Consider the following 14,402-nt stretch of genomic DNA (forward strand, 5'->3'; position numbering starts at 1 on the left):
TAAGAAGTTATTCTACTTGGACAGAGCCTCAACAATCTTCTGATATTTTGGCTTGTTAATTGGATTGTTTGGCTCAACTGATTCCTCAAGACGCTTCTTGGCCATAGCCTTTAACTTCTCAACCACCTCAGGCTTTTCAAAGGTCAGATCATGCTTCATCTGCAGATCGCGCAGATCGTACAGAGCAAGAGCATTGTCCTCTGCAGTGTAGATAAGCTGATACTCATTGGTACGTACAGTATAGGTAAACTCACTTAAATTCTCAGTGTTTGGATTGTGAGGATAGTAGTCTGACTCATAGCGTACATACTTATGGTAATTATCCCAAAATGGAATATTTCTGGTATCAAACCAGTGTGAGAATGAGGTTAACCAGATAAGCTCATCGTGTGGAATGCCCTTGTTCTGACCATTTAGGTATGGAAGCAGTGATACACCGTCAAGCTTTAAGCTCTCTGGTACAGGAATGCCTGCTGCATCTAAAGCTGTTGGATAAAAGTCCATGGCTGAGACTAAATTGTCATAGGTGCCTGACTTTAGATGACCCTTCCAGTAGACAAACATCGGGGTGTGAACACCACCTGGATAGGTAAGTGACTTGTAGCCCTTCTGATTGCCGTTCAATGGCAGAGGACCATCAATTACAGCACCGTTGTCTGAGGTGAAGAAAATCAATGTATTGTCAAGCTGACCATTCTTGTCCAGAGTCTCAAGCAGTCTCTTTACGCCCTGATCTACAGAGTAGACAGAAGCATAGTAGTTATCAGCTGTCTGTGAACCTGTGTTGAACTTTGACTGATAGACATCAGGAGCTGCCACATCATTTGGCAGGTGTGGAGCAGAGTAGGCCAGATACAGCATAAATGGCTGGTCGATGGCTTTGGCATTATTTACAGCCTTGATGACAGCATCGGTGAGCTGATCTGAAATATAGCCCTCAGCCTTGATGTGCTCACGGTTTTCAAATAAGGCAGGTGAGTTGTAATAGGCAGTGCCAGCAGGATGGAAGCCCATGAAGTAGGTAAAGCCTCGGTTTTGTGGCTGACCTGCCTCATCACCGTAGGTGACGAAGTTGTCATGATAGTCACGGGTCTGCTGATCCTCAGGTACAGGAATATTGGTAATCTTGGATAAGTGCCACTTACCTACGCAGGCTGTGTAGTAACCATAGTTCTGGAAAAGCTCTGATAAGAATGTCTCTGACAGTGGAATACCGTCCGTGAATCGGTATTGCCATAAACGCCATAGCGTGATGGAGCACGGCCAGTCATAATGGCGGCACGTGATGGGCCTGACATGGCGTGGGCTACATAACCCTGGGTCAGACGAATACCGTCATCCATCATGGCGCGCAAAGTTGGAGTTGAATTCCTGGCAGCCTCAATAGCTTTATCTATACCTATCTTGTAGGTATCAACCACCTCTCTGTTCTCCATTGACTCAACGTCAAAGGAGCTCTCATCATAAGGCAGCTGACCATAGCCTAAATCGTCCATGGTAATAACTATAACATTTGGCTTGTTGGAGGTTGTGTACTCAACAGGAGTGAAGTCGGCAAAGGCCACGTTGGTGGCTGTAGCCTTGTCATTTGTGCCTGCCTGAGCCACACCTGACATGCAGGCTAAAGCTGCTGTTACGGCAAGGGCCATTGAGCTTTTGGAGAAAAATTTCATAACACATCCTCATAAATAAAAATGTACTACAACTATAGTCAACAAAGTGCCAGATCCTGCATTTTAATATTTAAAAGTCCGATATATATCACGAAAGAAAAGACATGAATTTGAGAAATAATAAAAAAGTTATATGGAAATGTATCCGTTTACATACATTTACATAGATGGAGATGATAAAACCGATAAGTTATATCAGATGATATAAAAACGCCATGCAGTATGATGCATGGCGCAAAATTTTAGTGTGTGCTAAAGTACTCGGTCTTTCAAAAATTTTTGCAAATTTTTACTCAAACGTTTACTTGAGCACTATTTTAACACTTTTTACAGAATCTTCGAGTTTTGTGAGTCAATAATGTTTGAAATTCTGTCCAAAGTCATAGTTTTTTGCATTATCCAAAATTGTTGATTAAAGGTCTAAAATATCAATTGCCACAGATTGTGACCACATAATCTGTAATAAAGTAGCCGCCTACACTAAGCCAGATAAAAAGCAAAAGTGCCAATATAAAAGGCTTTGAGCCGGCTTTTTTAAATTTATCAAAGGATGATTCAACACCAAGAGCTGTCATGGCCATAGTCAGAAGAAAATTATCTATATACTCTATCTGCGAATTTAAAGGAAGCTCCTTTACCGACTCTGCACCATACAAAGATGATAGAATTGTATTTAAAATTATGATAAGTACAAAGCCAAAAGCAAAATACGGTATGGTGATTCTGGTTTTGGTCTTTTCACTGTTATTGGCATTGGCACTTTTTTTAACTGACAGGATAAAAGCCATGATTACAAGCACTGGAGCTAGCATCATGACGCGTATCATCTTGGTGATGGTGGCTGTGGCGGCCATACCTGTCAGATCATTTGGATCAAGAGCGTTGCCGGCTCCTGCCACATGTGCCACCTCGTGCAATGTTGCGCCTGTGTAGATGGCAACTGCGGTATCAGACATTGATGAGAGCACACCTGATCTGTATAAAAGAGGATATAAAAACATGGCAATGGTGCCAAAAATCACCACTGTTGATACAGCAATAGCTGTTTTATAACTGTCGCATTTGACCACACCCTCAGCGCCAAGCACTGCAGCTGCGCCACAGATTGAAGAGCCTGTTGCTGTCATAAGGGCAGTCTGTCTGTCCATACGCAGTATACGTCCTAAAAGTACACCCAAAAGCAGTGTGCCTGAGACTATAATGGCATCGACAATGACAGCAGGCATGCCTACTGCATAGACATCTGTCAGCGTAAGTCTGAAGCCATAAAGAACAATACCGGTGCGCAGTATCTGCTTGGTGCAGAATTTAACTCCAGGCTGCCAGCTTGAGGGCAGCTTTTTATAAAGAGTATTGGCGTAAATCATTCCCAGCACAATACCTACAATCAGAGGCGAGATTGACAGTTTCATCACTGCAGGCAGTGAGGCAATATAAAAGGCAGCAAGAGAAAACAATATGATAAAGAGCAGTCCGTGCATGGTATCTGCTCTGTGCTCACGTGTAAACATAGATAGACTCCTTTAAAAAGTATCTATACTCTAATGCACAAAGATGAGCAAATCTAATTGTTTTATGCTATGACTTATAACTTAAAGTTATAGTGCTATATTCTCTTTTACAAAATCAGTAAATTTATCTATATAGTCAAGATGGGCTCCGCGGTTGGTGACAAAGGAAAATTTGCGCCTGAAGGTTATATTTTCAAGATCTATAATCTTAAGGCTTCTGTCAATAAGCTCACGCGCTATAGAGTAGATAGAGACAATTCCAAGGCACGAGCTGTTTTGTAAAAACAGTTTTATGGCCTCGGTTGAGCCCATATGCATGCGCACATTAAGATCGCCAAGCTTTATATTATGCTCATTGAGCACACTCTCTATTACCTCAAGCGTGCCTGAGCCATACTCGCGCAGAATAAGGGGCATACGTTTAAAACTCTCAAGATCAATCTCCTTGTCAATATGCGCAAGCCCTGATGCCACTATCACCAGCTCATCATCTAAAAAAGGTTCATAATCAAGATCTACGCTGCGTGTGGCATTTTCCACAAGCCCTACATCTATCTCATGATTTAAAAGAGCCTTTTGAATATTATCTGAATTGTCATTGACAAGTGAGATCTCAAGACCTGTGTAATGTTCACAAAAGGCGGCCAGAGGTTTTGGCAGCACATACTGCGCTATGGTGGTACTAGCCCCCACTCTTATTGAGCCTGTATAGTTCTGATTTAAAAGGTGCATTGCAAAATCAAGCTCGGTAAAATCCTTTTTTATTTTACGGGCATGGCTTAAAAGCAGCTCACCTGCAGCACTAAGGCTTATGGACGAGCCTTTTCTGTCAAAAAGGCTTACATTGTAATAGCTCTCAAGGGCGGCAATATGTTTGGTTATGGCAGGCTGACTTATACACAGCTGCCTTGAGGCCTTGGTAAAACTCAGATGTCTTGCCACGGCTAAAAAGACTAAAAGACGCGTATATAACATAAAACTCCCTGCCTTATTGCCAAACCCTAGTTTACAGTCAAAACTCTTTGGCATGAACACATTAAGCTGCCTTAGCCATAAGATAGACTTATTATAAGACAAAGTTATAGCAGATCTGCATCGCAAAGTGCTCTAGCAGTTACTTACGTTAAGATCATAACTGCTATAATTTACAAGCTTATTAGCATATGGGGAGCGTTCTATGAAAAAGGCCTTTTTACTGTACTCTTTATTTGTTTTTAGCAGCCTTGCCTCTGCTGCACAATCTGAGCTTAAAATCACAGCTGTGGCTGAAAAATCACTGCAGTATCCGCCATCAGCCTGCCTTTTATCAAATGGTGAGTTTGACTCTGATTTTGATCGCAGCAAAATTGCGCTTTTTGAAAATGAAAACAAAATCAGTGCTAATATCAGTGCCAGCGGCTCGCAGCTGTGCTTTAACAATCTGCACCATGGCAGTACCTACAAGGTTACTGTTGACAGAGGGTTTTCTGATCTAAACGGCCTTAAACTTTCAGATGATGCCACTTTTAACTTCAATCTGCCAGACTCTGCTGCCAATATCTTTAACACACAAGGCATGATTGTGCCGCCAGATGGAGATCTGGCCTCTTTTAGCCTTGAGAGTATCAATGTTAAAAAGCTCTATCTTGATATTTACAGTATTGGCACTAACAATATAGATGATATCAATTTTTATGATTTAAACGGCTCTGACTATGATAAAAAGCATGTGGCGCTGCAAAATGGCAGACTTGTCAAAAAGCTTGATATCAAAACCGCTTTTAAAAGCAATGAGAGAATTACAAGCACCATCAATTTAAAAAAGGATCTGGCGCTGGGCTCTGGCCTTTATATTATACGTGTGCACAATAACAAAAGCGGCTCTGAAAAAATCGAGCGCTATGTGTCACTTATTATCTCCGATCTGTCTTTAACCTCGCTTTATGGCAAAGACAATATTGCAGTTTTGGTCAAATCCTTTTTAAAAGGAACAGTGCTGCCTAAAGTCAAAGTTGAGCTGCGCTCCAGAAACAATGAACTGCTTGAGAGTGGTGTAACTGATAATAAGGGTTTTTATGCCTTTGAAGGACTGTATGACAAAGATGCCTATCATGCCATGAGCCCTGCCTATATCAATGCCTTTTTGGATGATGATCTCTACACTCTAAAGCTTGATGCTCCTGTGTATTTAAATGAAAAGTATTTTAAAAGACAAAGTGCGCAGCATGTCTTTAGCTACTCTGACAGAGGTATATACAGACCAGGTGAGACTTTGCATGGCAGAGTTATCATACGTGATAACAATTACAATGCCCATAAAGGATCTGATCTTGTAGTCAAAGTATTTAATGCCCAGAATCTTGAGGTTGACAGATTGATGTTAAAGGCAGCAGCCCCTGGTGCCTTTGAGTTTGAATACTGCTTTGATAAAAAGATAAGACGCGGCCATCAGCGTTTTGATTTTTCCTTTGACGGAGAACATGTAATAGACAGCCTGTCTGTAAGTGTTGATGATTTTATCCCGCCTACAGTAAAAATAAGTCAGGCTCACAGCGGCGATACCATAGATGTCACTGCCACAGATAAAATTGCCCTGCGTGCTGATTTTTTATATGGAAAAGGCGCTGACAATCTAAAATATCTTGTCACATCGCATCTGTCCTATGATGAAGGGGCCATCAAGGGTTATGAAGATTATCTTTTTGGTATGCAGCCACAATATACAGGGCACAGCACACAAGATGGTCTTACTGACAAAGACGGTCTTTTTTACCATAATTTTAGTGTACAGCAGAGTACCTATCCTCAGTCTCTTGTTTTAAATGCCCAGGTCAATGATACTTTAAATCAGACTGTAAGCTTTAAAAAGATCTTTCATCTTGACTCAAAGATGGCCTATACAGGAGCTTTGAGGGAAGATAAAGGCTCAGTGAGCACATTTGATCTTGTAAATGTCACACGCACAGGTGAGTTTAAAGATCGTGAGGCTTTATATACTCTTGAGAGAGTTAAAAGCTTTTATCATTATGTCTATGTCAATAACACCTGGGATTTTAGAGAGGTTAAAACCAAAAGCTATGTACAAGGCGGCAGTGTTTTAATCAAGGATGACCAAGGCAGGGCCGATCTGTCCTTTGATCTTGATGATGGCAGCTATCTTTTGACTCTAAAGGATAAAGAGTCTGGCAATATTATCTATCAAAGAGAGTTTTATGATGGCTTTAATACAAGCTTTGCTGACTCGCGTCAGAGTTTATTGCAGGTAAGTACAGATAAAAAAAGCTATAAAGCTGGGGAGAGTGTCACTCTTAGCTTTGAGAGCAGTTTTGATGGTATAGCCTCTGTTATGCTCGCCTCTGATAAAATTTTATCTCTTGAGAACAAAAAAATAAAAAAAGGCATTAATACCATCAGCATAAAGGCCCCTAATGAGGCGCGCTCTGATATCTATGCTCTGTTACATGTCACCCGTGCCTTTGCCGATGACAGAGGCTTTATACCGCGCAAGATAGGCCTTGTGCATATACCTTTTGATTTTAGCTCACGTATCTTTAAGATTAAAACCTCACTTGATAAGGATGCTCTTATAAAGCCTTTGAGCACTCTTGCCTTTGATGTTGAGATTGATAAGTGTCAAAACTGTTATTTAAGTGCCTCTTTAGTGGATGAGGCCATTTTATCCATGGCCGATTACAAGATTCCTGATATTGTAAAGGAGCTTTTAACCCCACTGTCCTTTTACTATACAGTCTATGACAGATACAGCTATCTTATGCCGCAGAAGGTAAGTCACAATCAGGGTTATGGTGATGAGAGCGAGGCCTTAGGCTCACTCTCGGCCATTCCCTATAAGATAACGGCCCTTAATAAAAAGCTTATCAGGGTGCAAGATGGCAAGGCTCATCTTGACTTTTCTCTGCCGCAGTTTGCAGGTGCGCTGCGCCTTAATCTTACAGCCTTTGATGATACACATTTTGGCTCTGCAAGCACCTTGATAAAGGTGCGCGACAGTGCCGTTGTCACACCGGTGCTGCCACGCTTTTTAGCTAACCTAGATAAATCCTATTTAAAGCTTGATATTGCCAATATAGAGAATTCAGGCTCAAAATTTGATATTAAGGTTAACTGTAAAGAGCCATTATCCTGTAAAGGCGCACAAAGCTTTGAGGTCAAGACAGATGAGCGTAAAGCCACGCTCTTTGAGCTAAAGGCTTTAGGCTATGGCGTGGGCAGTGTCGATATTGAGGTTACTTCTGATGATTTTTCGTATAAGGACAGTCTTTTTCTGTCTGTACGCCCGTCCTATCCTGATATAAAAGAGAGTGTGACCCATTATGTCAAGGCAGGTAATGAGTCTATGCTCTATCTTAAACATGACTTTGCCAAAGATGCCACCTTACGTGCCTCATTAAGCTCACTGCCAAATCTTAATCTAAAGGCTATAGCCGATGAGCTTTTATCCAGTCAGGGCTATTTTGTTTATGATGCCATAGCAAGAGCCCATGCTCTTTTATATTTAAAAAAATCAGGGGCACTTGATGAGTTTGGCAAGAGCGAAAAAGATGTAAAGATAAAAGCTTTATATGATGAGGCTGACAATATACTGCTTGAGGCTGTCAAAACACTTGAGGGTCTTATCTATCATGACGGCAGATTTTCTTTATCTGATTTAGATGGCAGTTATGATCTCTACTCGCTTTTATGCCTAGATTATCTGACAGATGCCAGGGATCTTGGTTTTAATGTCAACTCAAAGCTTTTAAATCTCTCCTATAACTATGTTAAGGATAATTATAATAACTTTGATTTGTGTGCGCAGGCTTTAGCCTTTAGCGTGCTCTCAAAGTACGACAGGGTCAATGTAGGCAGCATGCGCTATATCTTTGATGAGACAAAATGCAATGATCTGCTCTATTATGTGTATATGGCCAGATCTTTTTTAAATACAGCTGATATAAAAAGAGCCAGGGAGGCGTGTGAGCGGGCCCTTATTTTATATCCTGAGTATTTATCAATCTATGACAGATTATGCACACAGTCACTGTCATTACAAGAGCTCTCCTCTTTGCACTCGTTACTGCAAAGCTATGCTCCATCCCCTATAGCCACCCCTTATTATATAGGCTATGAGCTTTTATCCCTAGCTACAGTGCTTGATGACAATAAGGCTGTAAATACCATTACAGAGCATTTATCTGCTATAAGCTCAGATACAGCCTTTTTATCCTTTAGCGATAACAAGGCTATAGTGCATGCAGCAACAGATGGCAGCAAGATGAGCTTTTATAAGGATGTAGAATTTAAAGGACACAATCCTTACAGCATTGTAAATGACAGCTCTTATGATCTTTTTGCCACCATGTCAGCCTATGGTCTGACACAGTCCATACCTAAGGCATACGAACACAAACTTGGGCTTAAAAAATACTACTATGATAAAAACTTTAAAGCACTTGATAAAACAGATCTTAAAAATCTAAAACCATCTGATAAGATCTATGTGGTTTTAAGGGCCAAACTTATGGCTCTTAGCTTTGGGCATATGGTCATTGAGGATATGCTGCCAGCAGGCTTTGAATTTGAGGCTGTAGATTATAGTCAAGAGCAGATACAAACACTGCTGCCAGATAGTTTTAAAGGCTATTTTGCCTCGGTGCAGATGCAAAGAAGTGATGACAGGATAAGGCTTAAGAGCAATATGAGCTCAGATAATGATGTTTTATATATCTATGCTCTGCGCGCTGTCATGCCTGGCAGTTATGCAGCAGGCTCAGCTACTGCCTTTATGCACAATGCCCCTTTTATACGTGCCTTTGTGCCCTGCGATCAGAAACTTGTGATTAAACACTGATGGTTATAAGGGCCTTAAAATATGCAGCTTTACTTTTTGCTGCATATTTAATTATATCTGCTATTGCAGGAGTGCATGGAGCTACAGAATTTTATAACAGATCGCCTGTTCTGTATGATAAAGATGGCGGCATTATTGCCTATAAACTAAGCTTGGATGACAAGATCCGCTTTTTAACAGAGCATAAAAAGGTTGACCCTTTATATCTTAAAATGCTCCTTGCCAGTGAAGATGAGCGTTTTTACTATCATCTTGGTGTCGATCCTATCTCTATTGTCAGATCACTTATAAGCAATGCACAAGGTTACAATCTCAGCGGCGCCTCAACCCTTGCCATGCAGGTGGCAAGGCTCCTTGATAAAAAAGAGCGCACCTTAATCTCCAAAATCAAAGAGGCCATACAGGCTACCTATCTTACCCTCTATTATGGCAAAGAGCGTATTTTAGATCTGTATCTGACCTTAGCACCCTTTGGTTCAAATATTGAAGGTGTAAGTGCTGCCTCGCTTATGTATTTTAAGCATATGCCAGATAAGCTGACCCCGGATGAGGCTGCGCTGCTTGTAGCACTGCCGCGTGCCCCTGAAAAAATAAGGCCTGACAGGCATAAAAAAAGTGCTATCTATTATAGAAACAGAGTTTTAGATAAGGCCTGCAGGGACTTACTTATAAGTCAAGCCGTACTTGATACAGCGTCAAAGGCAGATATTGATACAGCTTTATATCGCCCATCTCAATCTGCAATGCATTTAGGTTACAGAGCTTTTGCCTCAAGCAAGGTCAAAGAGCATTACTCATATATTGATCCTAAGGTGCAAAATACTTTAAATGCTGTGGCATCCACCTTTGGAGCAAGAGCATCAAGGCATGAGAGTCTTGCCATTATTGCCATTGATAATAAGAGTCATACGGTTGCAGGCTACGTTGGTTCATCTGACAGTAAAAGACAGTTTGTGGATTTTGCAAAGGCCAGGCGCTCAAGCGGCTCTTTATTAAAACCTTTTATCTATGCTATAGCCTTTGACAGGCGCATAGTACTGCCCTTTAGTATTATTGATGATAAACAAAAAAGCTTTAATACCTGGCAGCCTAAAAATTACAGCCGTGAATTTGAAGGGCAGGTAAGTGTGGCCGATGCTCTTGTCAGATCGCTTAATCTGCCGGCAGTTGAAATTTTAAAGGCCCTGCAGCCAGATGAGTTTTTAAATATCATCAATAAAGATGACAGTGTGCTTTTAGACAGTGATGAGAATAATCTGTCTTTAGCTACAGGCAGTGCACAAAGCTCGTTATTAGCGCTGTGTGAGCTCTATGCCATGCTAAAAAACAATGGCCTGTACAATGCCGCCGCTCTTTTTTATCTGCACAATAAGCAAAACCTAACCCTTTCATCACTTTTAAAGAGTGAAAGTACCTTTAAAACACGCAAGGCAGATGATAGAGTCATGTTGTATGAAAGCGGCATAAGATTTAATGAAAGGATGATATCTCAAACCTCTGCTGCCACTATTTATAAAATACTAAAGAGGGTCAAAAGAGTTAAAGGCTATGAGGCTATGGACAGTCTTAGCTATAAAACAGGGACGAGTTATAATTATGTTGATGCCCACGCCATTGGCTCTTTAGGGCGCTATACCATAGCTGTGCGCACAGGAAGAGAAGATGGCAGCAGCAACAGTCCCTATACAGGCTTTAGCCGTGCTGCCCCTGTTTTATTTGAGATTTTCTCAAAACTTGATGTCAAAGATGATAGGAGCTATGTGCCAGGAGATCTTATGATAAAGCCTCCTGAGGGGCTGTCCTATCTGAGCTTTGATAATGAAAAGGATCTTTTTGACAGCACAGCTGAGAAATTACAGATAAACTTTCCTCTTGATAATTCACAGATAATTCCTATTGAAGGGCGTATTTATCTTGATTTACGCGGCGGTTTGCCCCCTTATACAGTTTTTGTCAACGGCTCTCAGAGTGACAGCTGTGAGTATATAGATGCAAATGATTTTGGCCTGTATAACATAGTGGTGCGTGATGCAGCAGGCTCAAGTCATGCTATAAGTGTCTATGTACCTGCAAAAAATCCGTAAAAAAGACTTTTAAAATTAAAAAAATCCTATATAATGAGTTTCACATTAAAAATCTGTTGCCCAGGTGGTGAAATAGGTAGACACAAGGGACTTAAAATCCCTCGAACCTTATACGTTCGTGCCGGTTCGACCCCGGCTCTGGGCACCAGCCTAAAGGATCATCAGATCCTTTTTTTATGCCCGCAATTAAACCATCTCTTTTCTGGCCCTACATTTTAATCTAAAGCTTTGCCCTGTAAGAAAGCTATTTGCAAAAAGAAAAAGCATGAGTTTTATCCCATGCCTTTTTACTTGGTGTAATCTTGTATCCTTAGTTTAAGATTACCTTAGAAGTTGAGCGTACTCTTTGAAGTTTCATGCTCATCTCTTATAGTAAAGACCAGTCGAAACAGTTCGTCATCGCCATTTACTACCGCATCGCGCAACAGAGTTTTGATTTTTAACTCCTGCAGTTCAGATACAGGTCGTTTATTGGTCTCTATCATTGAGATATAAACTTTTGAAACTGAAAGTTTCTCGGCAAGCTCAGCAGCTGTCAGACCCAGAGACTGACGCACTCTTTGAAATAGACGTCCATCCATAGCACACATTCCTAAAAATTTTTAATATTTTGTATAAACTAAAAGTTTAAATTATCTTTCCTTGCGGAAATTGTAATATAAAGTTTTCTTTCAGTTTAAATCTATCATTCACGCCTAATGAAATTCACTATACGGAATGACGTTTTATTTTAGTATAAATGGTTAGTATTTTGTATACTATTTTGCAATTTATACTAATGTTTTTTAATAACATTATCGTCTGTCGATTTTTTAAGATGATCTATGTCATAAAAAACGAAGTTTAGTTTATGCTAATTTTTAAGACTTTGCAATTAATTTTTGTTAACCTATTGTTAATATTAGTTTACTATAATTTAACTTTTACATTCAATTATTAGACTTTAGATAGTAAAAAGCAAAATAATACTCTGTTTATACAAAAACTAACATTTGTTCAAAAAAACTATAATATATTACTAATAATCAACATGTTATTTACTACATCACTTTAAAAAATATGTGCACTAAAATCCATAAAATGTGATATTTATCAAAATATTTCAAAAATTTTATAGAACAACAATGTTAAGCATTTGTCTTGCTTTTATTTTCAAATGAAAATAATTTTTAATCTTTTTATAAAAATTTTTTGAACTAAGATCACAAAAATTGAATATTAATTTTAATTATTCAAAAGTGTATTAATTAATTGTTTACACAAATTAGTCTATTTTTTAATCGTACACTAAAAAAAGCCTGCCATCTTATATGTAATGTCACAAAGCTCCTTTTTATAAGCCTTACACCAAAAGTGGCTACACAACATTTAGCCTCCTGATAATACATGATACAAATACATCCTTTTTCAAAGTTAACACAAGGCCAATGTGTCAAATCACAAGTCCTTCACCTGCTGTCTGCTCTGGCTTTTTATATACGCTGTGAACTGATCTTATCAGTATAAATATTTAAACTTGGCACGGTATTTTCATTAAAACCATAAGCAGTTGCGTGCCATATTTTTGGCATGTAGTTTTTTTATTATAAATTACGGAGAGAACATGGAAGTCCTGAATCGTGCTGACGATGCAGTGAAATGTCGCTCGCTTATGGGTCCGCCCATGCAGGATATTTCTGAAATTGCATCGAAGCTGTGCCTGGCTCAGGCATCTGATGATGCTGACTGCATGCAATACTATGAAGGTCTTGAGACTTTGCTGCATAGATTTAATCAATATGCCTCAAGTCTTAAAGACGGCTCAACCTTTCAGGTAAAGATGGATGAGACCTTATCTGAAATTGCTCTTTTGCTAAAGAGCATCAGATGTCTTACTGTCGATGCTGAAAGCAATACATATTCAGATGAGGAAAAAAGTGCTATTGAAGATGAGATACATATGATTGAATCTGAAATCAGAATGCTGCACAACCGCCTTATGAATAATATCTAGCCCATCATAGTAAGCTATTTCTCCACCTTTTATTACAAGGTGGAGAAATAACTCATCCCCATCCCCTCTGCCCCTGCAGCACAGGTCTTTTTCCCTGCCAAGCTCCTTTTTTAAAACACCATTTAAAAATAAGATATGAGCATTTTTAATTGTGCCGTATTCTGTTATGTTATTGGTATAGGATAAAATTAAGACTTTATTTATGTAAAAAAAGAGATATATCTATGGTTATTTGTGTCTGCGGTGCTTCGGGCTTTATTGGCTCAAATTTTATAAAAAGATGCATAGATGAGCATGAAATTGTGGTTTTAACGCGCAATGTAGCTCACTGTTTAAATATGCTGCGTAAGGTAAAGGCAGATATTGACTCATATTTAAATAAAAAGCTTTATATTATGACCTATGTCGATGCTCTTGATGCCTGTGCCTATCTTTACGGCAAGACCCGCGACATGAGCCGCAAGATTGATGATATTGATGATTTTATTATAAAGATCCACGACAAATCCCTAAATGAGGATATTATCTCTATTTTCAACAAGCTTATGGAGTCTGATGCCATAGTCAATCTGGCAGGAGCCTCAATTGCACAGAAGTTTTTAACTCAAAGCCGTCTTGAGGAGATCAAAAACTCACGTCTTGATGTAATTCAAAAGCTCTATACATTGTTTTTAAAAAAAGAGGGCATAAGCAAAAAAAGAATATTTCTACAGGCCAGCGCCACTGGTGTCTATGATGAAAGTGATGATGTGATAACCGAAAAAACTGCTCCTGGCAGCAATTTTTTAGCCGAGGTAGCCCTCTCTGCCGAGAATAAGGCTATAAGTCTTTTTACCTATGAAAATCTGGCCATACTGCGCTTTGGTGTGGTTATGGGCAAAGGTGGCGGTATTTTAAAGGCTATGGACAAAATGCCGCCTTTTAATATTATTGCCAAAAACTATGTATCATATATAGGTATAGATGATGCCATAGAGGCTGTGCTGCATATTATAAAAGGTCATCACTGTAAAACCTTTAATATGGTGGCTCCTGATCCATGCCGCTGCTATGAGCTTTTGCGCGCTGTGTTCAACCGTCAGACCTTTTTACTGTGGGTGCCTGGCTTTTTGGTCAAACAAACTGACAGACGCGGACTACTTCTAACTCTCAATCAAAAGGTTTATCCAAAAAATCTTATAGATACAGGCTATCGCTTCAGATGCCCTGATATCAGATCTCTGCAAAAGGCCATACACAGCTGACACAGGCTACAAAAGGCACCTTAAAACAGACTTTTATTACAAGATCAGGTGCCATGGTCCACAGCAA

At 39.7% G+C, this 14,402-nt stretch carries 7 protein-coding genes, 1 tRNA gene and 1 pseudogene; 5 read left to right on the forward strand and 4 right to left on the reverse strand.

Annotated elements, in window-relative coordinates; genetic code table 11:
- Window positions 1-12: 12 nt before the first annotated feature.
- The 3 genes and pseudogenes from DRZ93_RS04270 to DRZ93_RS04280 form a co-directional block, all read right to left on the reverse strand.
- Window positions 13-1,673 (reverse strand): annotated as a pseudogene (locus tag DRZ93_RS04270) (sulfatase family protein).
- A 428-nt stretch (window positions 1,674-2,101) separates the two neighbouring features.
- Window positions 2,102-3,184, reverse strand: coding sequence for a YeiH family protein (locus DRZ93_RS04275; protein WP_113744906.1), 1,083 nt, complete (start codon window positions 3,182-3,184; stop codon window positions 2,102-2,104).
- An 87-nt stretch (window positions 3,185-3,271) separates the two neighbouring features.
- Complete coding sequence (locus tag DRZ93_RS04280) at window positions 3,272-4,159, reverse strand: LysR family transcriptional regulator (RefSeq protein WP_113745112.1); 888 nt, start codon at window positions 4,157-4,159, stop codon at window positions 3,272-3,274.
- A gap of 202 nt (window positions 4,160-4,361) precedes the next feature.
- Between DRZ93_RS04280 and DRZ93_RS04285 the strand changes: the two genes are divergently transcribed.
- The 3 genes from DRZ93_RS04285 (at window position 4,362) to DRZ93_RS04295 (ending at window position 11,246) form a co-directional block, all read left to right on the forward strand.
- Window positions 4,362-9,014, forward strand: a complete 4,653-nt coding sequence (locus DRZ93_RS04285) for an MG2 domain-containing protein (protein ID WP_113745940.1) — start codon at window positions 4,362-4,364, stop codon at window positions 9,012-9,014.
- Window positions 9,014-11,098: a transglycosylase domain-containing protein gene (locus tag DRZ93_RS04290; RefSeq protein WP_113745941.1), complete on the forward strand. Its 2,085-nt coding sequence runs from the start codon at window positions 9,014-9,016 to the stop codon at window positions 11,096-11,098. The genes DRZ93_RS04285 and DRZ93_RS04290 overlap by 1 nt, the downstream gene beginning before the upstream one ends.
- Before the next feature lie 58 nt (window positions 11,099-11,156).
- Window positions 11,157-11,246: transfer RNA gene (locus DRZ93_RS04295), tRNA-Leu, on the forward strand.
- Window positions 11,247-11,424: 178 nt separating this feature from the next.
- Here the strand turns inward: DRZ93_RS04295 and DRZ93_RS04300 are convergent.
- Complete coding sequence (locus DRZ93_RS04300) at window positions 11,425-11,679, reverse strand: helix-turn-helix domain-containing protein (protein WP_172458036.1); 255 nt, start codon at window positions 11,677-11,679, stop codon at window positions 11,425-11,427.
- A 1,022-nt stretch (window positions 11,680-12,701) separates the two neighbouring features.
- On the opposite strand from DRZ93_RS04300, the gene DRZ93_RS04305 reads away from it, so the two are divergent.
- Window positions 12,702-13,091: a flagellin N-terminal helical domain-containing protein gene (locus tag DRZ93_RS04305; protein WP_113744910.1), complete on the forward strand. Its 390-nt coding sequence runs from the start codon at window positions 12,702-12,704 to the stop codon at window positions 13,089-13,091.
- Between the two features lie 224 nt (window positions 13,092-13,315).
- A complete protein-coding gene (locus tag DRZ93_RS04310) occupies window positions 13,316-14,335 on the forward strand; it encodes an NAD-dependent epimerase/dehydratase family protein (protein ID WP_113745943.1) in 1,020 nt (339 codons plus the stop codon).
- Window positions 14,336-14,402: the final 67 nt, after the last annotated feature.

Origin of the sequence: Anaerobiospirillum thomasii (assembly GCF_900445255.1) — a bacterium.
In the GTDB taxonomy this organism is placed as follows: domain Bacteria; phylum Pseudomonadota; class Gammaproteobacteria; order Enterobacterales; family Succinivibrionaceae; genus Anaerobiospirillum_A; species Anaerobiospirillum_A thomasii.

Bases quoted from the DNA above. Each gene is read 5' to 3' on its own strand.
- DRZ93_RS04285 (WP_113745940.1), top strand. From the start codon at position 4,362: ATGAAAAAGGCCTTTTTACTGTACTCTTTATTTGTTTTTAGCAGCCTT.
- DRZ93_RS04290 (WP_113745941.1), top strand. From the start codon at position 9,014: ATGGTTATAAGGGCCTTAAAATATGCAGCTTTACTTTTTGCTGCATAT.
- DRZ93_RS04300 (WP_172458036.1), bottom strand. From the start codon at position 11,679: ATGGATGGACGTCTATTTCAAAGAGTGCGTCAGTCTCTGGGTCTGACA.
- DRZ93_RS04310 (WP_113745943.1), top strand. From the start codon at position 13,316: ATGGTTATTTGTGTCTGCGGTGCTTCGGGCTTTATTGGCTCAAATTTT.
- DRZ93_RS04305 (WP_113744910.1), top strand. From the start codon at position 12,702: ATGGAAGTCCTGAATCGTGCTGACGATGCAGTGAAATGTCGCTCGCTT.
- DRZ93_RS04280 (WP_113745112.1), bottom strand. From the start codon at position 4,159: ATGTTATATACGCGTCTTTTAGTCTTTTTAGCCGTGGCAAGACATCTG.
- DRZ93_RS04275 (WP_113744906.1), bottom strand. From the start codon at position 3,184: ATGTTTACACGTGAGCACAGAGCAGATACCATGCACGGACTGCTCTTT.